General features: G+C 38.6%; 17 protein-coding genes. 7 read left to right on the forward strand and 10 right to left on the reverse strand.

All coding sequences use genetic code 11. The annotated features are described in order from the left end of the window. Positions 1–29: 29 nt before the first annotated feature. The gene (locus AC1DNH_RS06010) at positions 30–788 is read right to left on the reverse strand and encodes a M57 family metalloprotease (protein WP_477584335.1); all 759 of its coding nucleotides are present in this window, start codon (positions 786–788) and stop codon (positions 30–32) included. Positions 789–1,096: 308 nt separating this feature from the next. On the opposite strand from AC1DNH_RS06010, the gene AC1DNH_RS06015 reads away from it, so the two are divergent. Both AC1DNH_RS06015 and AC1DNH_RS06020 read left to right on the forward strand, forming a co-directional pair. Continuing rightward, positions 1,097–1,414, forward strand: coding sequence for a hypothetical protein (locus tag AC1DNH_RS06015; RefSeq protein ID WP_029274987.1), 318 nt, complete (start codon positions 1,097–1,099; stop codon positions 1,412–1,414). A 140-nt stretch (positions 1,415–1,554) separates the two neighbouring features. Continuing rightward, positions 1,555–2,079, forward strand: coding sequence for a DinB family protein (locus AC1DNH_RS06020; RefSeq protein ID WP_051691638.1), 525 nt, complete (start codon positions 1,555–1,557; stop codon positions 2,077–2,079). An 89-nt stretch (positions 2,080–2,168) separates the two neighbouring features. Here the strand turns inward: AC1DNH_RS06020 and AC1DNH_RS06025 are convergent, their stop codons facing one another. Next, complete coding sequence (locus AC1DNH_RS06025) at positions 2,169–2,348, reverse strand: hypothetical protein (protein WP_057931837.1); 180 nt, start codon at positions 2,346–2,348, stop codon at positions 2,169–2,171. A 190-nt stretch (positions 2,349–2,538) separates the two neighbouring features. After that, the gene (locus tag AC1DNH_RS06030) at positions 2,539–3,240 is read right to left on the reverse strand and encodes an SAM-dependent methyltransferase (protein WP_029274984.1); all 702 of its coding nucleotides are present in this window, start codon (positions 3,238–3,240) and stop codon (positions 2,539–2,541) included. 279 nt (positions 3,241–3,519) lie between these two features. Here AC1DNH_RS06030 and AC1DNH_RS06035 point away from each other — a divergent pair, with 279 nt between their 5' ends. Continuing rightward, positions 3,520–5,202: a DUF6600 domain-containing protein gene (locus AC1DNH_RS06035; protein WP_477608082.1), complete on the forward strand. Its 1,683-nt coding sequence runs from the start codon at positions 3,520–3,522 to the stop codon at positions 5,200–5,202. Between the two features lie 547 nt (positions 5,203–5,749). Here AC1DNH_RS06035 and AC1DNH_RS06040 read toward each other — a convergent pair. Beyond that, positions 5,750–6,373, reverse strand: a complete 624-nt coding sequence (locus AC1DNH_RS06040; RefSeq protein ID WP_477608080.1) for an HAD family hydrolase — start codon at positions 6,371–6,373, stop codon at positions 5,750–5,752. 52 nt (positions 6,374–6,425) lie between these two features. Here AC1DNH_RS06040 and AC1DNH_RS06045 point away from each other — a divergent pair, with 52 nt between their 5' ends. The 4 genes from AC1DNH_RS06045 (at position 6,426) to AC1DNH_RS06060 (ending at position 10,047) form a co-directional block, all read left to right on the forward strand. Beyond that, positions 6,426–6,680 (forward strand): YtxH domain-containing protein, encoded by a 255-nt coding sequence (locus tag AC1DNH_RS06045; protein ID WP_230146651.1) that lies wholly within the window; start codon positions 6,426–6,428, stop codon positions 6,678–6,680. 63 nt (positions 6,681–6,743) lie between these two features. After that, positions 6,744–8,144 (forward strand): MBL fold metallo-hydrolase RNA specificity domain-containing protein, encoded by a 1,401-nt coding sequence (locus AC1DNH_RS06050; protein WP_477581503.1) that lies wholly within the window; start codon positions 6,744–6,746, stop codon positions 8,142–8,144. 141 nt (positions 8,145–8,285) lie between these two features. Further along, on the forward strand, positions 8,286–8,972 hold the full coding sequence (locus AC1DNH_RS06055) for a class I SAM-dependent methyltransferase (protein WP_477581501.1): 687 nt from the start codon (positions 8,286–8,288) through the stop codon (positions 8,970–8,972). Positions 8,973–9,042: 70 nt separating this feature from the next. Then, positions 9,043–10,047 (forward strand): LLM class flavin-dependent oxidoreductase, encoded by a 1,005-nt coding sequence (locus AC1DNH_RS06060; protein ID WP_477581499.1) that lies wholly within the window; start codon positions 9,043–9,045, stop codon positions 10,045–10,047. Positions 10,048–10,185: 138 nt separating this feature from the next. Here the strand turns inward: AC1DNH_RS06060 and AC1DNH_RS06065 are convergent, their stop codons facing one another. The 6 genes from AC1DNH_RS06065 to AC1DNH_RS06090 all read right to left on the reverse strand — a co-directional run bounded on the left by AC1DNH_RS06065 (position 10,186) and on the right by AC1DNH_RS06090 (position 20,097). Continuing rightward, positions 10,186–12,960, reverse strand: a complete 2,775-nt coding sequence (locus AC1DNH_RS06065; RefSeq protein ID WP_477581497.1) for an outer membrane beta-barrel protein — start codon at positions 12,958–12,960, stop codon at positions 10,186–10,188. 362 nt (positions 12,961–13,322) lie between these two features. Further along, on the reverse strand, positions 13,323–14,462 hold the full coding sequence (locus tag AC1DNH_RS06070; RefSeq protein WP_477581495.1) for a M28 family metallopeptidase: 1,140 nt from the start codon (positions 14,460–14,462) through the stop codon (positions 13,323–13,325). A 175-nt stretch (positions 14,463–14,637) separates the two neighbouring features. Continuing rightward, entirely contained in the window at positions 14,638–15,576 is a 939-nt protein-coding gene (locus AC1DNH_RS06075) for a DUF6607 family protein (protein WP_477610719.1), read from the reverse strand. A gap of 23 nt (positions 15,577–15,599) precedes the next feature. After that, positions 15,600–16,805, reverse strand: a complete 1,206-nt coding sequence (locus tag AC1DNH_RS06080) for a PepSY-associated TM helix domain-containing protein (RefSeq protein ID WP_477625262.1) — start codon at positions 16,803–16,805, stop codon at positions 15,600–15,602. 76 nt (positions 16,806–16,881) lie between these two features. Beyond that, on the reverse strand, positions 16,882–17,592 hold the full coding sequence (locus tag AC1DNH_RS06085) for a DUF4198 domain-containing protein (RefSeq protein ID WP_477585551.1): 711 nt from the start codon (positions 17,590–17,592) through the stop codon (positions 16,882–16,884). A gap of 66 nt (positions 17,593–17,658) precedes the next feature. Continuing rightward, on the reverse strand, positions 17,659–20,097 hold the full coding sequence (locus tag AC1DNH_RS06090; protein WP_477610726.1) for a TonB-dependent receptor domain-containing protein: 2,439 nt from the start codon (positions 20,095–20,097) through the stop codon (positions 17,659–17,661). Positions 20,098–20,470 lie beyond the last annotated feature (373 nt).

The following is a 20,470-nucleotide window of genomic DNA, read 5'->3' on the forward strand; positions in this document are numbered from 1 at the left end:
AGGTTTGTTTAGTTGTTTTTTAGCAAATTTTAATATAATACAGCAGTAGCATCTTTATCTTTTTGCGATAATACTGTGGCACCCGATCCACATTGGCCACCATTCATAAGAGATAAGGCATCCGTTCCGGTAACACCAGGAACATTTGTAGCGGTCGATTCGCCCTGAGCTGCCCAGTTGGTATGTCTGAAAGAAATACAGTGACCGAATTCATGGCATATTGTTCTGGCACGTTGGGCAAACGAATTACCAGCAATGTAATTTTTATTGATTTTAACCAAAGCACCTGCACTTCCTCCCGAAGGGAACTGTCCTTGCCCACAAACACCATTTCCTAAATTTTCATCTTTGATCAGGATATCATAAGGTGCTGTAGTTACCACGCTAAAACGTAAGGTCGAATTTGGAACACCATTCCATTGCGCAATAGCACTATTGATCTCGCTGCCCATAGAAGTCATAGACGGATCTACAAAAATTCTAATGTTTAGCTTTTTAGTGCTGTTTACAATGCTTCCGGTATAATACTGCTCAGTTTTAGCGCCAGCGCCATTAGCAGGGATTTCCATGTTTTTGGGGAATGTAATATCTTCTTCTACGATAAATTCATTTCCATTATCAACAATACTTGTTGCAGGGAAGCCCAGGTCTTTAATGTACTGCAAAACTTTGTCCGAATTTTTTACCGTTTCTTGAGGCTCAGTGATCGATTCCTGATTTTTTTTACAGGCTGCAATTACCACTGCCACCATGGCAACGATGGCAATCTTTTTTAGATTATTTTTCATGAAGTTTAAGTTAGTTAAGTCCTTTCGGAGCTGATAAACAAATGTAACAGAACTTGTTACATTAATTTTGGCTGTAGGATAATTTTACACGAAAACATAATCAATATGCTTTGTAATGTTTTAAATTTATGTTTGTATTTAAAAATTTACATAAACAATCTGTTTTATCGATAATATTTTAGTTAAATAAGAGTCGTCAAAGAAAAACAAGATTAATTCCATGTCGCTTACCAACCAAAAAAAACATACTACCGGTTAATTCTTCTTACCTTGCCAAATTATGGCCAAAAAAGCCCAAATTTTATAATATGCAAAATGAGAGTATAGCCTTACAGGCGAAAGTGTTTTTATATCATTTAAACAATGCCAACAACGAAAATGGTTTTCGGACCAAAGAATCGTGGAAGTTTAGCCAGGTAAGTGAGCAGGGAAAGGCAGAAATAGAGCACGATTTCTTCCCTACGGTTTCTGTTCAGGTAGACCCAAAAAAGATACATGATTTTGCAGCAAGCGTATTATCACAGCTTAAGGAACAACCTAAAATTAATGTGCCAGATCTTAATGTTAGTATCCAAACCGGATCAGAATATTTTATTGCTTTTTCTCCTGACAGGATGATCAGGTAAGAGGGGGAAATGCATGATGGGAAATGTAAACTGAAATGAAGAAAACACTTTATTTTAAAAATATTTTTATGTTGATTTTTACACTGCCATAGGGTTGTCAGTCGCCTGTATTTTCTTTGTGTAACTAAAACAAAAAAGACATGGTACAGGAACAATTATTCGCAGAAACAATGGAAGAAACTTCCCTTGTGTATTTAATGAAAAATTATGCAAACTATAATTTCTGGGCAAATTTAACCTTGGTAAATTGGTTAAAAAATCATCCTGAAGAGTTATTGGAGCAGGAAGTATTATCGAGTTTTAAAAGTGTGAAGTTAACGCTTGCCCATATTTTACAGGCACAGGAGTATTGGTATTCAATTCTCACTAAAACCGAATTCGAATTTCGCGAATATGGAAGTTTGAATGATATTTTTAATGCGCTGTTGAAACAGTCAGAAAACTTAGCCGTTTATATTACTGCAATCAGTGAAGATAGATTTAATGAGAAAACAGAAATTCAAAGTCCTTGGTTTACTTCCGACTTTCAGAATTTTGAATATGTGTTACATGTGTTCAACCACAGTACCTACCATCGTGGCCAGATCATTACCATTTGCCATAATTTAGGAATAACGGGTGCCCCTATGACGGATTATAATTTCTATAATGTAATGGCGAAATAAAATACCATTCGTTAAATAATGACTTGTCGGAAAATCTCATTCAATAAGGATCTTCCGACAAGCTTTTTGGTATATTAAGTTGCCTATAGTTACTTTTTGTTATCGTATTTTCTTTGATTGTCCTTGTTGGAAGTTTGATCTGACCGTTGACCGCCTCCATTGGTTATTCCCTGGATTTTTTTATCTGTTTTAACATCGTGGTTAGCTCTGTCAGCTATTGAACTGCCCTGAACTGTTGGATTGTTTTTTGGTGTGCTCGTATTTTTCATAACTCAAAGATTTAGTGAATAATTGCAAAGCGCTATGATAACAACCAATGTGGGATTGGATATGTTTTGATTTTTTGAAATTCTAATATTTCTCATGGCGTAGTCCGTCATCCCCAACTTGATCGGGAATCGTAATGCAATAAGCTTTAAGATTCTCTCCTTCGAGGGAATGACGCTCGACTAAGGAAACCTAGTACAACAAAAATATGGTAGGCTGTTTATGAAGATCTATCTCCTCTTTGCGCCAATTATAAACACTTTGAGTTTTAATAAATTCATCTTCTGCAGTAAGATTGCTAGCTACACAAACCTGTGTATTGGGTTTGCAGCTTTTCAGCACTTCTTCAAAAAGCTGGTTGTTGCGGAAAGGCGTTTCGATGAATATCTGTGTTTGTTTATAACGGCTTGCCGATAAATCTAAATCTTTAATCCGTTTGGTACGTTGCTCTTTGTCGATCGGTAAATAACCCCAAAAGGCGAAACTCTGTCCGTTAAAACCTGAGGCCATTAAAGCCAGCAAAATCGAACTTGGCCCCACCAATGGAACTACTTTAATGCCGCGTTTATGTGCTTCGGCAACAATATCAGCTCCAGGATCGGCAATGCCGGGACAACCAGCTTCGCTCATTAAGCCTACATCTTTTCCGGCAGCAAGCTCAACAAAAAACTGACCTAAATCTGTCCGGTTATGTTTGCCATAATCGTGTACGATCAAATCTTTTTGCGGTGTTTTTAAACCAGCCTCTTTCAAAAACCGACGGGCTGTTTTACTATTTTCTACAATGTAGGTATCAATCTGGTTAATGGTATCAACCAAATAAGGGGTAAAAGTTTTGTGTGCTACCTCTTCAGCCAATGGTACGGGAATAAGGTATAAAGTGCCTTTTTGCATGCTACAAAAATACTCACAATAAATAGAATTTAAGTTCTAAAGTTTACAGTACTGGCAATATAATCTCTTTTGTAACCAAAGGTGTAGCAAATTTTATTTCTAACTGACTTATTTTCTGCACAATTAAAATGTGCTTAAAACGTTAAATATTAGTTAAATATGCCTCATAGGGCAATATTTGAAGGAAAACACAGAAACTATGCATGCATATTAAACCTTCTGCATTTTTGGTTCTCTAATTGATACACACACATTAGGTTATTAAAATAAAACACACAAATGAAAACACTGAAATCTACGGCACTTGTGCTGGGGCTATTTGCGCTCCTTGCCGGAACCACAACCCTTGTCAGGGCACAAGACTATCAAAACGATTACCAGGACGATGGTTATAGCACTGGCAATGTTTCTTTACAGACTTTTTACGATGAACTTTCGCCTTATGGTACCTGGATACAAGATCCTCAATATGGATATGTTTGGCGCCCTGATGTAGATCAAAGCGAATTTAGGCCATATTATACAAACGGACGTTGGGCGATGACCGAATACGGTAATACCTGGGTTTCCAATTACGATTGGGGCTGGGCACCTTTCCACTATGGTCGTTGGGTAATTAACAGTTACAGACAATGGATCTGGTTGCCTGATACCAATTGGGGACCAGCCTGGGTAGATTGGAGAAGTGGTGATGGTTATTACGGATGGGCTCCAATGGCGCCAAGCATTAGTATTAACCTAAGTTTTGGCCGTCGATATTCGGTGCCAGAATTTTGCTGGAACTTTATTCCACAACGCAATATTTATATCAATACTTTCCCAAGATATGATTACGGCCGCAATAATGTATATATCCGCAATACCACCATTATCAATAACACTTATGTTTATAACAGAAGAACCTATTATGGTGGCCCGAGGGTAGAAGATATAAGACGTGCAACTAATAGAGATGTAACCGTTTACAGATATGCGCAAGGTTCTAGACCAGGTGCAAGCAGGATTAATAGTAGGGAAGTATCTATTTACAGACCTAGACCAGAGCGTAATGCTGATAATCGTAGTGCAGCACCAAGAAAATTTGAGCAAGGTAATGCTGGCATTAACAGGGGTGGAAGGAATGAAGGTTATACCAATCGCGATCAAAGAGGCGGTAATAGCAATAATAACGATAACCGTTTTGGATCGAGAGGAGATAACCGTACCGGACAACCTGATAGAAACAACGGCACTATAGGCAGAGATAATAATAATCAGCCTAATAACAGAGGCGAAGTTTATAATAGAGATGCTAATGGACGTGTTAACCGCGGCAATACCAATGGTGTAGACGGAAGAAACGGACAGGAAAATGTAAACCGTGGTCAAGATCAGCAACGTTTGGAGCAGATGAGACAACAACGTACGCAGCAAGACCGTATGAGCCAAGATCAGCAACGTACACAGCGCGATGTTCAAACGCAGCAACGTGGTCAGGTAGACCAACAACAACGTGCCGCTCAAATGGAGCAACAAAGGGCACAGCGTAACGAGCAATTTCAGCAACAGCGTACGCAACGTGATGCTCAGGGACAGCAACAACGTAATGAGCAGCTGCAACAGCAACGTGCACAACAGTCTCAAGCCCAACAACAGGAAAGGACTCAGCGAGATGCGCAGATGCAACAGCAAAGAAATGAGCAAATGCAACAACAACGTGCGCAGCAGGCTCAAGCTCAGCAACAAGAAAGAGCACAACGCGATGCCCAGGCACAGCAACAACGTGCTCAACAAGCGCAACAACAACAACAAGAACGCTCACAGCGTGATGCTCAGGCTCAACAACAAAGGGCACAACAGCAGCAACAAAGACAAGAACAAAGAAGAACAGAAGCGCCACAGCAACAGCAACAGCAACAGCAAAGAGGTGGTGAAAGAAGCGGCTCTGAAGGAGGAAGACCATCAAGAGGTGGTAGAGGATAGATTGATAAGTCCCGATGAAAATCGGGACTTTTTTATTTAAGAAGCTTATAATCTTACTAACAAGAAGGCAGTTAATGCTTTAGGATTGGAAATGAACATTCAGTATTGCTTCGGGAACAGCAGTCCCATTATCCGCTATAGCTCCGATAAATCCCGATGTGAAATCGGGAGGAGGCTGCCGTTACTACCGGGTTTAGAAACAAAGGTTTGTGCAGCTAAGCACCCAGCCAAAAATAGCACCACTTAACAAGCCACTTAGACCCGATTGGAGTGAACATCCCGATCCTTCATCGGGATAAAACGGAAAGCGGGAATAAACCTAAATAGTTGCAGAAAAACGCTCTCCTAATAGATAGGTTGCCACCCGATAGCAATCTGATGCGAGGCATGAAGCAATGTTAAAACTATTGCTACTAGCGAACGCATTAAGATTCCCAATCAAGTTGGGAATGACGATACTTTCCAGGGTCTCCTTAATTTCATTTATATTGATTTTTATGAAATAATTATCCCTTAGGGAGACAGCACGAGAAAAAATGTGGTTATATTACTGCCCAGCCGCTGCATGAAGCTTGCTTAAATCGGTTCCCCTAAAAGTGCTTTCGGCATTTGGGTGCAGGTTTTCGGGATCGAGTAAAAAAGTAGCTATCCCCAGTTGCAGACCAAATTTAATTTCCGATTCTGCATCGTCTCCTATAATTAAAATATCATCCGTGTTTAAGGCATATTTATCAATCAACAATTTAAAAGCTTCCTTTTTGTTGGTGGTCGAAACATCTACAACATGTACGGCTTCAAAATCATCAGCAATGCCCAACATCTTTACTTTTGAGGTTTGCTGTTTTGGGAAACCTGCCGTTACAATAAATTTCCGGCCTTTAAGACTTTTAATGTAATGATAATCATCACTTGGGTTTAATGGTTTCGTTACCTGGCGGTTTTGCAAATAAGCAAGTATATCGGGCATTAATTCTTCGCTAAAGCCATATTTTTTGGCCACTTTTTGAAAAGGCGTTCTAAGCATGTCTTGTTTTGCAAGCTGAAAATCTTCTTTACTGATCCCTAAATCCAAACTTTCCAGGAAATTGTATAACTCACCCATTAACTGTTCTTCATTTGGTTTGGTAAAATAAATGGTATTGTCTAGATCGATAAAAAAAATATGCTTCATTTAAATGGAATGATTTATGTTGTAATAAAAGCAAAACAACAAGTGCCAATTAATGTTTAATTATTTAAAGAATAAAGTTATGACAAAGGAAACAAAAATTATAGTAGGCGTATTAGCTGGAGCAGCACTTGGTGCAACAATCGCATTGGCATTATCTTCAGATTCGACAAGCGATTTAAAAGGTAAAGTATCAGATTTTTTTGCTGATCTATTAGACGCTTCAAAAGAAAAATTAGCGGGTTTAACAGATAAAGCTACAGGTGTAGCCGATAAGGTGAAAGATAAAATAGCAGAAATAAATGCATAAAGAATTGGAAGTGCCGGAAATATCCGGCATTTTTATTCTATATATTTTCTAACCACCATCTTGATGAACATTGCTTTTCATGGTGCCGCCCGTACTGTTACGGGGAGTAAGCACCTTATTACCTTAAAAAACGGTACCCAGATATTATTAGATTGTGGCTTATTCCAGGGAATGGGCCGTGTTACGGATAAATTAAACGATTTTTTTGGTTTCGATGCCAAAAAGGTTACTTACCTGGTTTTATCACATGCGCATATAGATCATTGTGGCTTATTGCCTAAATTGGTTGCAGAAGGATTTGAAGGTAAAATTTTCTGTACTTCGGCAACTATGGATCTGGCCCGCATTTTAATGATGGATTCTGCCAAAATCCAGATGCAGGATGCAGAATTTTCTAACCGCCATCTGCGCGAAGGCGAAGAAATGGAAGAACCGCTTTACACCGATGAAGACGTTACCAAAACGCTTAGTCTGATGAAAATTGTGGAGTATGAAGAAGATTTCGAGATTGAGGCGGGAATTCGGTTAAAGTTTACTGATGCAGGGCATATTTTAGGCAGTGCTGCGGTACATCTTACCATTACAGAAGAAGGAAAACCTACGCGGATTACCTTTTCTGGAGATGTTGGCCGTTATGGCGACCTGCTTTTAAAAAGTCCGCAGCAGTTTGATCAGGCCGATTATATCTTAATGGAATCAACCTATGGCGATTCGCTACATAAAGATCTCGATCCAATTGAAAACATGCTTTTAGAGATTATTAATCATACCTGTAAAGTAAAAAAGGGAAAAGTAATTATTCCAGCTTTTGCTGTGGGCCGTACACAGGAGCTGCTTTATGCCTTAAATGGTTTAGAATTAAAAGGTAAATTACCTGATGTACCTTATTATGTAGATAGCCCTTTATCTTCAAAGGCAACAGAAATTCTTAAAAACCACCCAGAAGTTTACAATAATGGCGTTAAAGAAACTTTAAAGGTAGATCATGATATATTTGGTTTTAAAGGCCTGCGTTTTATCGAAAGCGTAGAAGAGTCTAAAGCTTTAAATGCCGATCCCAGGCCATGTGTAATTATTTCCGCATCAGGCATGGCAGAGGCGGGCAGGGTAAAGCACCACATCAGGAACAATATTGACAGCCAGAAAAATACCATTTTAATGGTGGGCTATTGCGAACCAAAATCGCTTGGTGGCAGGTTAATTGCCGGACAAAAAGTTGTAGAGATTTTCCGCGATGAATATGAGGTTAAAGCCGAAGTGCAATCGATAAAATCGATGAGCGCACATGGCGATTATGAAGATTTACTGCATTTTTTATCAGGTCAGGACCCGGCTAAAGTAAAACAGCTGTTTTTGGTACATGGAGAATACGAAGTACAGCAACATTTCGCCAGCAAATTGAAAGATGCAGGTTTTAAACATGTGGCTATTCCCGAATATCATCAGGTATTTGAGATTGAGTAACGATAAGCGTTGGTCTGGATTTGTAATCCAGACTTTTATTCTCTCGACTAACTTATAATTTATTTGTTGTAATGATGGTTTTTTTATTCCTCATTTTCTTTAAGCTTTAGTCTTTCAGCTTTCCTCCCTATCTTTGCCCACATGGATGTTTTTGGTAAAGCGTTAACAGATATTTATAGAACCGGGGAGGCTGATACGCTTTGGTTGCACAATTCGTATGGCGAACCAGAAGAAATGCCTTTAGAATTCTTCTTTCGTGATGATGAAGATATGCCCGTTTTAGAGCTTCAGGCTTTGCACATGTGCAGTGGAAAGGTATTGGATATTGGTGCCGGTGTTGGCAGTCATGCTTTACTTTTACAGGCTTTTAATATCGATGTAACGGCTATTGATATTTCCGAAGCAGCTGTTGATATTATGAAAGCGCGTGGTGTGAAAAAAGCATTCATACAAGATGTTTTTACCTATCAGGAGAAATTCGATACCATTATCATGCTTATGAACGGCATCGGTTTAACCGGAACTTTGCCCGGTTTTAAGGATTTCCTGATCAGGCTAAAAGACCTCATCAATCCCGATGGACAGGTGATTTTCGATTCTTCTGATATTTCTTATTTATATGAGGACATGCCTAAACCGCAAAACCAGTATTATGGTGAGGTATCTTATCAGTACGAATATAAAGGCGAAAAAGGCAATTGGTTTAACTGGATTTATATAGATGAAGAAACCATTAAACAGATTGCAAAAGAAACGGGATGGGATGCTGAATTGATTTTTGATGATGGCGAAGATCAGTATTTGGTCAAATTGACTTTGGCGCAATAATCTAAAAGTCATAAAGCTTTTCGCACGCCTATTTTAAATTAACAGGCTCATAAATTTGTTAGATACGAATATGAGCAATACGAAAATTAAACTTAGTGTGTTAGATCAATCGCCGGTTCGCAAGGGTGTTACAGCCCGCCGTGCCATTGAAGAAACCACTATACTTGCACAGGAAACCGAAAGATTGGGATATCACCGTTTCTGGGTTTCAGAACATCACAATACCACCAGTTTGGCGGGTTCAACGCCCGAGATCTTAATTGCCCATCTGGCCAATCATACCAAAACTTTAAGAATAGGTTCGGGCGGTATTATGCTGCCCAACCATAGTGCGCTAAAGGTTGCAGAAAGTTTTCGTTTGCTGGAAGTGATGCACCCTAACCGGATCGATCTGGGAATGGGCCGTGCACCGGGTACCGACCGCATTACGGCTTCGATGCTTAACCCATCAAACAATTGGAGCGAGCAGGATTTTGTAGAACAACTGCGTGAGCTACAACATTACTTGCATGATACCTCTGATGGTGGTATCCAGGCCAAAATAAAAGCCATTCCCATTGCTGAAACTGTTCCGCAGCAATGGCTTTTGAGCAGCAGCGGACAAAGTGCCTTATTCTCGGCCCACTTTGGAATGGGTTTTTCTTTTGCGCATTTTATTAATCCGCATGGAGGACCACAGGCTGTTCAATACTACCGGGAACATTTTAAACCTTCGGTTGATTTGGCAAAACCAGTTGAAAACGTGGCACTTTTTGTTTTCTGCTCAGAAGATGAAGAAAAGGTAAAACAACAGGAGGCTTTAATGGCTTACCGTTTTCTCCAGCTAGAGAAGGGCGGAGGCTTAACTGCTGTAGGTTGGAACGATATTAAAGACATTAGTTATAACGCTGCAGAGCAGGAACGGATTAATGCCAATAAACCGCGGATGATTTATGGCACGCCAACTGTAATTAAAGAGCGGCTTACCAAACTGGCTGCCGACTATGATGTTGATGAACTGATGGCAGTTACCATTACCGAGCATTTTGAAGACCGGATAAGATCGTACGAGTTGCTTGCGGAAATGTTTTTGTAATGATAAATTGTTTCAATGGTCTGTGTCTCCACAGACCATTATGAAAAGTTTGAAAAGAAGAATTTTCGCTGAGGTTTGTGAAGACACAGACCTCGGGATTGGATTTCTCCACTGCGGTCGAAATGACGCTAAATCAACCTAAAAATTAAAAAACGTTTGTCTGCCGCCAACTTTTTGTCCAAAGTTTTGGATATTATAAGTAAGGGTAAGCATGCCATATCTACCCAGGTTATTGCTCTGCGTATCGATAACACTGTTGCCCGTAATCTGGATGTTCCTACGCACATTGCTCTGCAAAATATCATTCACCGAGAATTTTAACTGCGCCCTGTCGTTTTTCATAAATAGGTAAGTAAGAGCGGCATTCCAGAATTTGATGTTATTGTTATATCCTGCAATTTTTTGGTCATTGATCATTAAAGAATAACTGGTTTCAAAAACCAGTTTTTTGGGGTAACGGATAATCAGTTCGGATGTGCTTTGGTGGGTATTGTAGCTAATGTTAGTATAATAGCTATCCTCGTACTTACTGCGATTCAGGTTTACCGAATACGACTGGTTAATCTCAACCTTATCGTTCAGGTTTAACCTCACACTTCCATTTGGCCCTACGTAAAATACATTCGCATCACTTTGGATGTTATTTACGATAACGGGTGTATGATCGAAATTGGCCCAGAAACCTAAACCTACTTTTAAACTTGTTTTATCTTTTTTGAAATCTTTTGAAATATTGGCTCCGCCACTAAAATTGTAAATACCGCTTTTGTTAATCGGATTGATTGTTTGAACGCCGTTATTTATGGTAATGGTATTCACCACGCCATTTTTTGTGAAACTACCATAACCGTATAAATTGTAATTAATCATGCTTTTAGGATCGTATTTGTACATATTCATGCTTAAATTCTGCGTGCGGGCAGGCAAAAGATTCGGATTGCCGTTTCTGATGTAAAATGCATTGGTATTATCTGCAACGGGTTGAAGGTAACTTACGTTCGGCTCTGCAAAGCGAGCAGAATAGTTAAGACGGAATATTTTGTACTTCAACTGAAATGTTGGCCACATAAAATTATAGCGCTGGTCAATATCTGCTGTATTGGTAAAGCGGTTGTTTAACGAAATGTAGTTGTGTACCAATCCCGGTTGAAGGTAAAGATCTTTGGTTACTTTGTATCCCAGGCTGATGTTTGTATTGGTTTTAAAACCGGCCTGTTTAACAGTTTGCGATAAATCTGGCACAACAATATCGTACAGCTGGTTAGCCGGATTGCGGTAAAAAGTGCTTAACGCATTTTCGTTATTGATGATGTTTCCGCTTACATCTGCTTTAAAATTCAGTTTTTTGCTAATTGGTTCGGTATAATTGCCATAGAAGTAAGACCTGAAATTATCAATGGTATTATTCCTTAATTGATCAACTTCTGAAGTAGATGGCCTAAGGTAAAAAATACTACTGCTCCTGTTGTAATTGATAATTGGGTTGGGGGTTGCAGAAATATCGGCTCCGATATTGAAAGATCTTCCAGCCTTTTTAAAATCCTTACTAAAATCGGCCCTTAACTGATATTTGTTGCTGGAAGTATTCAAGTCATTCAAATTTTCGAGGGTATTAATGAGCTGATTATTCGCATTATTGTTGCCTGAAGAAACCTTACTCACCGAATTGTTGGAGCTGAGCACAATTGCCGGCTCAATGGTCAGTTGTGTTAAAGAGTCGATTTGCCAATCTAATTTTCCACCAATATTGTGTTTTAGAACAAGAGAATTGGTATTTTCGCTGGCGTTGGTAATTAACCTGTCAGTACCTAATGTTTGGTTGGTATTGGTGAGTTTCTCCAGAAGATTATCTGATCGGCCGAAGAAATATTGGGTATTAATTTTGATCCCTTTTTTGGTTAAAGTGTTAAAATTAAAACCACCACCAGATGAAGCCTGAACACCATTATAACTTCCGCCAAAATTAATACCGTTGAACTCGAAATAACCTCCTGAGGTCATCATCATGGAGTTTACACCGCTTCTGTTAAATCCGCCTATCCGTTGCACATCATTGGGGTTAAAGCCTGGCTGATTGATATTGTTGCCATAAGCCAATATACTTACCTGTGTAGTATCTCTAAAGAAATTCATTAATCCACCGGCCTGGTAAAGGTCTTTTAGGCCTCCACCAGCATACAATTTGCCGAAAGCTCCTTTTTTAATCGCTTTTTTTAACTTTAAATTGATAATCTGCGGGATTTCTGCTGCAGTTAAATCCGGATCACGTCTTTTGGCCTGTTTATCATCAACCACTTGTACCTTATCTATGATATTAGCGGGTAAATTTTTGGTCGCAATCTGCTGGTCGCCACCAAAAAACTCTTTTCCGTCTACTAAAATTTTACTAACTGTTTTACCGTTAACCTGTATAGATCCATCGGCTGCAATAGCAACGCCTGGAAGCTTTTTTAACAGATCTTCTACCACCGCTGATGGCAGGGTTTTAAAGGATTCTGCATTAAATTCAATAGTGTCTTTACGTACAATTACTGGTGGCCTTTCTCCCGAAATTACAACCTCGTTTAGGTCATTTGCCTTAACGGAAAGATAGAGGATACCCAAATTTAATGCGGGATTGGCTGCAGTTAGTTCAACCTCTTTCCGGTATGTTCCATACTGCCATGCGGTTACCACTAAACGGTATTTTACGCCTATGGTTAAACCATTGATTTTAAAAACGCCTTTGTCGTCCGATAATTTATAAGTGCTCAATATACTATCGCCAACTTTATATACTGAAACCGTTGAGTAATTTAAGGTGGTTTTGTGATTGGCGCTATCGGCTAAAATTCCGGTAATGCTTCCGTTTTTTTGTGCAAATAAATTAAAAATAGCTAAGGTAAAGGCGATTGAAAGTAAGAGTTTCTTCATGTATATTTTAAATAAGCAAGCTAAAATTAGGTGCTACGTTTTTATGGTACAGATAAATGTGATGAACGATATAAAAAATGTGACAGACTAAAAATCTGGCTTGGTTGGTTATAAGGCGTACAGGCTGACGAAACGTTGCATCAAATTAAAACAACTAATCTTTTAGGTAAAAATAGCTGACTAAAGGTGTTTTTGCAAATACCAAACGAAAAAATTACATAGCGTTAAAAAGAAGAAGCCCCAAGCTAATGCAATGGGGCTGAGAAAGCGCATATCCCAATGGCGGATAATATTATCCCAATCGGAGAAATCGAGAATTAACGGTTTGTATCTTGATTTAAGGGTTTCGTCATAAAATAAAGTTATTCCATCAGTTTCTGGTTAAATCCAACGATCAGTTTAAACAGATCTTTATACTCGGTAAGCGGTAATGTTTCAGGTTTATCGAACACATCGTGATAAGCGGAGGGACCACCCTGGGTATAGATAAAGAATGCTGGAACACCTTTTTCGGTAAAGAAATAGTGATCGCTGTTGGCTGCTTTACCTCTGGAGTTTATTTTCGAGATGTAATGATTTTGGTTATTGATTGCGTTTAGCAGCGCAAATGCTTTAGGATACACGGATGCATTAACTACCGTCATGCCGGTTTCACCGGTTCCAACCAAATCTAAGTTGATTAGGAATTTAATCCTGCTTAAAGGAATTAAAGGGTTTTCCACAAAATATCTAGATCCCAATAATCCAGCTTCTTCGCCTGCGAAACAGATAAAACCAATGGAGTAGGGCTGGGGATTGGCGGCATAATATTTGGCTAAACTTAATAAAGTAGCTACGCCAGCGGCATTGTCATTTGCGCCGGGGAAATAAGTGTCAGCACCCATTCCACCCAAATGATCATAATGTGCTGTAATGATTAAAATGGAATCAGGGAATTTAGTACCCTTAACTAAACCGCAAATGTTAGCTGCCTCAAAGTTCGGAATAAATTTGTTTTCAATATCAACATTAATTTCTTTTGGTGTTGCGGTAAAGTTCTTTTTGTTAAGCTGGATGGTTGTCATATCACCAACTTCCGTAGCTACAGACCAGGTTAATTTGTCTTTTAATAAAATCTTTAACGATGGAGAAACCTGATAATTAAGACTATCAACCTCGGTTAAATTTGCTTTTTGCTTAACGCTGGGGCTCTCATTGTTTACAATGAAATCTTTACCAGGGATTAGCTTTTGACCATTTATTGCCACCATCATTTTTCCTGGAAATGTATTTACTGGGAAATTAAAATTCTGTTTATAATCAGAGCCCATTGGAAGTAGTCCAATTCCTTGGTAAGCATCAGCAATATAATCGGCAGATTTTTTCATCCCGTCTTTGGTATAACCTCTGCCCCAAAATTGTTTTGAAGTAAGGGTATTTACTACATTTCTGGTATAGGTAGAGTCTTGCGCGAAAGTGTTGATTGCTAAAAACAGGAAGATGATGAAGCCAAATTTTTTCATCTCGAAATTTAGTAATAAAATTAACGACAAAATTGATCGTCACCCTGAATTTATTTTACGGTCTTAATGGATGCTGACCCCGAGCCTCCGGGACAGCATGACGGCAAATAAAAATGGTTGGCAGTTAACGGGCATTGCCATTAGCCATCAACCATTCTCTATAAAAACAATTGTTTTACTTTACCAAATAAGGCTGTAAAGCTGTTTTAATTTTTTCTTTGTTCTGGCTTGCTGTCCATTTTTCTTTAATAGATTGATCGCCCAGGTTAAAAAGTGTTTCGTAAAGCAATTTGCCATTTGCCATAGTTTGTACTTTGAATGTGTTTTGCGAACCAATAATGTCAGCCCAAACACCACGAACATCTGCCCAGTAGGTGTGTTGGCTGGCCCACCATTTTTGCGCATATGCGAAAGTTTTAGGGTCTATTTTCGTAAACTCCTCATAACCTTTTTCAACAGCTAAAAGTTTATCGCCATCAGCAGAACGCACTATTTTTTTATTGTCCTGCTCAAACATCCAACCATTTTTAGTAATGGTAATTCTGCTGCCACGGTTTAACACGTTGTAATCTTTACGCACAGTAGATTCTCTTCTTGGTAGTGGAGAATCTGTTTCGCTCGACCAAGAGTCGTGACCACCAACATGGCTCCATGTTCCGTAACCCTGGTAACGTGGACTATCGTCAACCTGATAAACTTTTTGTGTCCATTTTCCTTTTACATTGGCTGGCGTTAAATTGCCTTTTTTCCATGCATTACCTTCGGTATAAAGCATAATATTGGTGTCTTCATACGTCCAATCCTGGCGCCAGTGTTTAATAACCGTGGTATCATTAATGGCCAACATGTGTTGAATTACAATTCTTTTAGGTTCATCAACAATAATCTCTGCCCATTCGTTACCATGGCTTTCGTAAGGCTTACTGAATTTGTAGTTTGGATCTGGAGCGGTAACTTCACCGTAGTTGAAATTCACTTCATAAAAACCAGCCAATGATTTTATTGCTTTTCTATCCTTTTCTAGTTTTTCTTCCGGAGAGTCAACTTTTGTTTGTGCATTAGTATTAAGGGTAATCAAACCGGTTAATACTAAAATTAGGTTTAAAAATTTCATTTTTATTATTAATTAGGGTGTGCTTAGCTTTCCGCCACTGCGGTATTTTTTTTCTTTTTTCCTTTCCCCCACCAGATAATGAATCCGGTTATGGGTAAGCTTGCTGCAATTAAACTGGCAAAAAAGGCTATTATTTTTCCGGTTAACCCTAAAATGGCCCCTACGTGGATATCGTAATTCATACCGATTACCGTTTCTCCCGCATTTTTTTCTGATTGGTTTGTTCTATGCAATAACTTGCCCGAGTACTGATCGAACTGAAGTACGTCGTAATTCCAAAACGTTTCTCTGCCCCGGTATCCTGTGGCGTAGATGGTTGCCGAACCGCCATTGGCAGGCGACATGGCAATACGATCTTCATTTTTAAATATTTTTCTGGCTTGCTCAAAAGCAATATCAAAAGGAATTGAAGTAATGGTTTTGGTCGAATCTGATTTAACTTCTACCATTTTTGGGGGTGTGGTACTTCCTGAGGCTACTACGTAAACCGTGGTTTGGAACCATTGAAATGCCCAAACCAGGCCGGTTAAGCCCAGCATTAGGCATATCAGCATTACATAAAAACCCAGCACATTGTGCATGTCGTAATTAATGCGTTTAAACTTGGCTTTCCACTTTACTTTAAAGCTCTTATCGAAGTTTGATTTTTTTAGGTTTTTAGGCCACCACATCACCATTCCAGAAATGAGGAGAAATACAAAAATGAAGGTAGACCATCCAATAATCTGCTGGCCAATGGGATGATTGATCAACAAACTCCAATGGATCATTTTAATTATACCAAAAAACTCATATTTATAATCGGCAACTAAAGTTACTTTTCCGGTATAAGGGTTAATCAGCACAACATCGTAATAATCTATAGAATCGAAATACCAGAATGCCTTAGCGTCGCCAGGTTTATAAACGCCAAGTTCCCATGCCCTTTCTGGTGCTTTATATGCAGAAACAAAGGTGATTTTCTTTTTATTCCCCAGTGCTTTTTCGGCATTGGCCTGTAGTACGCTTAATGGTAGGGTTTTAGGATTTGATGGAACTTCTACAAAAATCTCCTTGTGGCGAATGAGTTCGGTAATTTCTTTTTGAAAAACATAAATACAACCGGTAATGCCCAACATCAGTACGATTAAACCAGATGTGATACCCAGCCATAGGTGCAGCCAGTCGCTTATCCGCCTTAAACGCGATTTCTTGTTTTTTGATTTGGTTGATGTTTTTGTTAGTGCCATTCGCAAAGCTGTATTAATAAAAGAACCAATTAGCCTTTTTTAAGACTAATTGGCTTTAAATTTTATAAAATTTCGACTATTTAACTTCAGTAGTATAAGTTACCAAATGCCAAACTTTATCGTAGTCTTTTCCATTTAATTTTCCTGGCGTTTTATCTTCAGTAAAAGCTTCCAGAAAATAATTTCCTTTTTTTTCTGGTTTGAAAATGAATTTTCCTTCCGCATCTGTTTCAGTAGGTTGTGCTTTTCTTTCAGCATTTACAACTGTTAACTTTTGTTTTGCAAAAGGTGCTGTGTTGTAAATTACCTGATGAACTGAAGTTTCTCCAACGGTTAAAGCGTGTTTATCTGGTCTGATAGTTAATGCCGCAGCTGCCGGAAAACTGGTGTTTATTTTTGCGTTCCCTACGGCAACGTCTGCAAAAGCATAATATTCAATTTTAGCTTTTTCATAAACCGCTGCAACTTCATGTACTACAGAAAGTTTATAGGTGCCTTCTTGATCCGGTGTGAAACTGGCTTTGAAGAAACGTACATCAGCAGTGGTTGGTAAAACCTTGGTTGTTCCATTTGGAGCAGTTAAAACCAGCTTAAATTCTTTTAGGTTACTAAACCACTTGGCTGCAGAATCTGGTTCGTTACTCTCGTATTCGCCGAAGAAAACTTTTACTTCCTGTGCTTGTCCTTTTTTGCCTGTTGAGGCTGTTTCTATCCATAAAGCATGTGCAAATGCACTAGAAATGCTAAAGGTTAGAAAGAAAAATAGTAATGAGATTTTAGTTTTCATGTTTTCTGGGTTGGGGTTTAAAACCAGGAGAAATTGATCTGATCCAGCTTCTCCTGATTGATTTAATTAAAATTTGTAAGTAACACTTCCAGTAAAGGTTCTCAGGTCCTGAGGGTTCATGGTGCTGTAACCTGTCCAGTATTTTTGATTGGTAAAATTGTCTGCTTTAACACCAAGTCTAAATCTATGATGATCATAAAATACTGATGCGTTAAAAACCTCATAAGCAGGTAATATAAATACGCCTTGGCTAACACTGTTTACAATTTTATTGTCGCTGGCATAATTACCGCCGGCACCTAATCCAAAACCTTTAAGTGATCCTGTAGCGAATTTATAACTGATCCATAAATTTGCTGAATAAGGCGCTGCCGAATAAGCATCTCTTCTGCCTTCTACATCTGGCGATGCATTTTCTAAATGGTTATCGTTATAAGCGAAACCTGCAATAATATTTAAACCGTTAACCGGGTTTGCAATAACTTCGGCTTCTATACCTTTGCTGATTTTATTGCCATCCTGGATTTGTGCATTTGGATTTGATGGATCTCCGTTATAACCCCTAACAATATCTTTAACTTTAATGTAATAGTAAGATACAGCGCCTGTTAACTTACCATTAAATATGTTTGTTTTAACTCCACCTTCAATTTGGTTTGCTTGCTCTGGTTTAAAAGCATTACCTTGATAATCTATACCGTTTAAGTTGTTAAAGCCGTTTTGGTAATTGGCAAATAATGATAGCTGATCTTTAATTGGCTGAAATACCAAGCCAAATTTTGGCGAAAAAACAGTTTGTTTGTACGCACCTTTTGGTGCCGAGCCTGTACGATCGGAATTGCCTTTATTGTCAAATCTGTCTACTCTTAATGCAGCTAAGGCGATTAACCTATCTGTTAAACTAATCACATCAGAAACATAAGCACTGTATGTATTGGTTTTGAAGTTATACGGATATTTAGGAACACTAGGAAGTGCTGCATAAAATGCCGCTAAATTATGTTCAGTAAAGTTATTGTAGTTAGCGCCGCTTCCATCTTTATTGGTCAGATCAAAAGTATCGATCGAATAAAATAACTGATCGGAGTTTTGTCGTAAATAATCAAGGCCTAAAACCATTCTGTTTTTTACCGAACCTAAGTTAAAAGTGCCATTGAAATTTTGTTGTACCTCGTAAGTGAAAACCTTACTGTTATCAGTTGATTGATCTGCTCTTGATATCAAATCGGCACCTGGTGCAGCCGTTGGGTTGCCCAGTGGAGGATAGTTGTTTGGGACTAAGAACAAATACGTACCACGGCCATTAGAGAAACTATAGTTGCTTGAAAAGCTGGTGTGAGACGACCAATTATCATTAAACTTGTAATTAGCCTGTCCGAAGAAGTTTGAGCTATTGTATTTTTGCTTCATCGCATCAGCGGTGAAGGACTTGTCGTAAGCTATTCCAGATTGATCCGCCCTATCAAAACCAAGGTCTTTTACAGGGAAATAGAAGAAAACGAATGGTTTTAGGGTGCTTGTACCGTTGGCAATTTCGGCATCAAAAACAAAGTCTAATTTATCGTTTACTTTATACGACAGGCTAGGCGCAATGAAGAAACCTTTGTCATAAACATTCTCCTGGAAAGAACCTTTGTAATTGTAAGAAGTATTTAACCGGGCATAAATGTGGTTATCTTTATCAACAGGAAAATTGAAATCGGTACTAACCCGGTTAAAATCGTAGCTACCTGTCGAAAAGCTTACCGCGCCTCCCATTCCTTCGAAAGGTTTTTTAGTTATACGGTTAATTAAACCACCATATGAGGTTAATGTGCTACCGAATAAAGTAGCAGATGGACCTTTTATAAACTCTACATTTTCTAAGTTAGCAGCATCGTTGCGGCCGGTTACGTTACCAGCAATTCCATTTCTGAGTTTAGCCTGTACAATAAAGCCTCTTGATGCGTAATAAGCACCACCATCGCCACCGCGCGAAGTTGATTCCCACATTTTTTGAACGCCAGTCGCATTGCGGGCAGCATCATCAACCGAAAACACAAGCTGGTCGGCCATTGTTTCCTTCGTAATCGTGGTATATACCTGTGGGTTTTCTAGGTTGTTAAGCGGCATTTTTGAAACGAATTCACTTTTCTTAGCGATATACTTATTTATGCCCTGGTTAATATTTACTTCATTAAGCTGATTTGAATTTTGGTTGATTACAAAATCAACGGTTTTGTTCTCTCCAGCAGTAATAACTATTGGTTTTTCTATATTTTGGATACCAACAGCCGATACCCTTAAAGTATAAGATCCTGGTTTAACTCTCTGGATTTCGAAAATACCCTTTTCGTTGGTTACATTCCCCAGGCCTTTTCCTTTTAAACCAACCGAAATGTAAGCGGCAGGTTTACCATCCGAAGTGGTAACTGTGCCGCCTATGGTCGAAAACTGTTGGGCAAAGGAGAGTAGACTGGCAAAAGTTAAAAAAAACGTTATACAGAAAAGTCTGATTTTAAGCATGATAATATTTATTTGGATTAATTCTAAACTGCTGCAAAATAACGGTAGAAAATCTTATTATCCAAATTATTTTGAATTATTCTAAATAGTGGTGATTGGTGCCTGTAAAACCTAGTTTTAATTCAGACTAGGAATGAAGTGAAGTAAATAGCTTTAACGTTTTAGTTGTGTTAAAATCTAAGTTTATCGAAATTTTTTCAACTAAACTTCTGGGAGATTTTTTTCGAATTTAGTTCGAATGTGATCAAGAAATATGAGGTAATTTGGCAAAATAGACCGTTTTGAGCAGCTATTGGTATATTGTTAATTGCAAAAGTCAGTTTTTGTAAAACAAAATGTGGTATTTAAGCCAATTTTTAGGTTAAAATATGGT

The organism is Pedobacter sp. 01N310, assembly GCF_056399805.1.

Coding starts and splice junctions, on each gene's coding strand:
- AC1DNH_RS06010 (WP_477584335.1), bottom strand. CDS start 788: ATGAAAAATAATCTAAAAAAGATTGCCATCGTTGCCATGGTGGCAGTG.
- AC1DNH_RS06015 (WP_029274987.1), top strand. CDS start 1,097: ATGCAAAATGAGAGTATAGCCTTACAGGCGAAAGTGTTTTTATATCAT.
- AC1DNH_RS06020 (WP_051691638.1), top strand. CDS start 1,555: ATGGTACAGGAACAATTATTCGCAGAAACAATGGAAGAAACTTCCCTT.
- AC1DNH_RS06025 (WP_057931837.1), bottom strand. CDS start 2,348: ATGAAAAATACGAGCACACCAAAAAACAATCCAACAGTTCAGGGCAGT.
- AC1DNH_RS06030 (WP_029274984.1), bottom strand. CDS start 3,240: ATGCAAAAAGGCACTTTATACCTTATTCCCGTACCATTGGCTGAAGAG.
- AC1DNH_RS06035 (WP_477608082.1), top strand. CDS start 3,520: ATGAAAACACTGAAATCTACGGCACTTGTGCTGGGGCTATTTGCGCTC.
- AC1DNH_RS06040 (WP_477608080.1), bottom strand. CDS start 6,373: ATGAAGCATATTTTTTTTATCGATCTAGACAATACCATTTATTTTACC.
- AC1DNH_RS06045 (WP_230146651.1), top strand. CDS start 6,426: ATGTTTAATTATTTAAAGAATAAAGTTATGACAAAGGAAACAAAAATT.
- AC1DNH_RS06050 (WP_477581503.1), top strand. CDS start 6,744: ATGAACATTGCTTTTCATGGTGCCGCCCGTACTGTTACGGGGAGTAAG.
- AC1DNH_RS06055 (WP_477581501.1), top strand. CDS start 8,286: ATGGATGTTTTTGGTAAAGCGTTAACAGATATTTATAGAACCGGGGAG.
- AC1DNH_RS06060 (WP_477581499.1), top strand. CDS start 9,043: ATGAGCAATACGAAAATTAAACTTAGTGTGTTAGATCAATCGCCGGTT.
- AC1DNH_RS06065 (WP_477581497.1), bottom strand. CDS start 12,960: ATGAAGAAACTCTTACTTTCAATCGCCTTTACCTTAGCTATTTTTAAT.
- AC1DNH_RS06070 (WP_477581495.1), bottom strand. CDS start 14,462: ATGAAAAAATTTGGCTTCATCATCTTCCTGTTTTTAGCAATCAACACT.
- AC1DNH_RS06075 (WP_477610719.1), bottom strand. CDS start 15,576: ATGAAATTTTTAAACCTAATTTTAGTATTAACCGGTTTGATTACCCTT.
- AC1DNH_RS06080 (WP_477625262.1), bottom strand. CDS start 16,805: ATGGCACTAACAAAAACATCAACCAAATCAAAAAACAAGAAATCGCGT.
- AC1DNH_RS06085 (WP_477585551.1), bottom strand. CDS start 17,592: ATGAAAACTAAAATCTCATTACTATTTTTCTTTCTAACCTTTAGCATT.
- AC1DNH_RS06090 (WP_477610726.1), bottom strand. CDS start 20,097: ATGCTTAAAATCAGACTTTTCTGTATAACGTTTTTTTTAACTTTTGCC.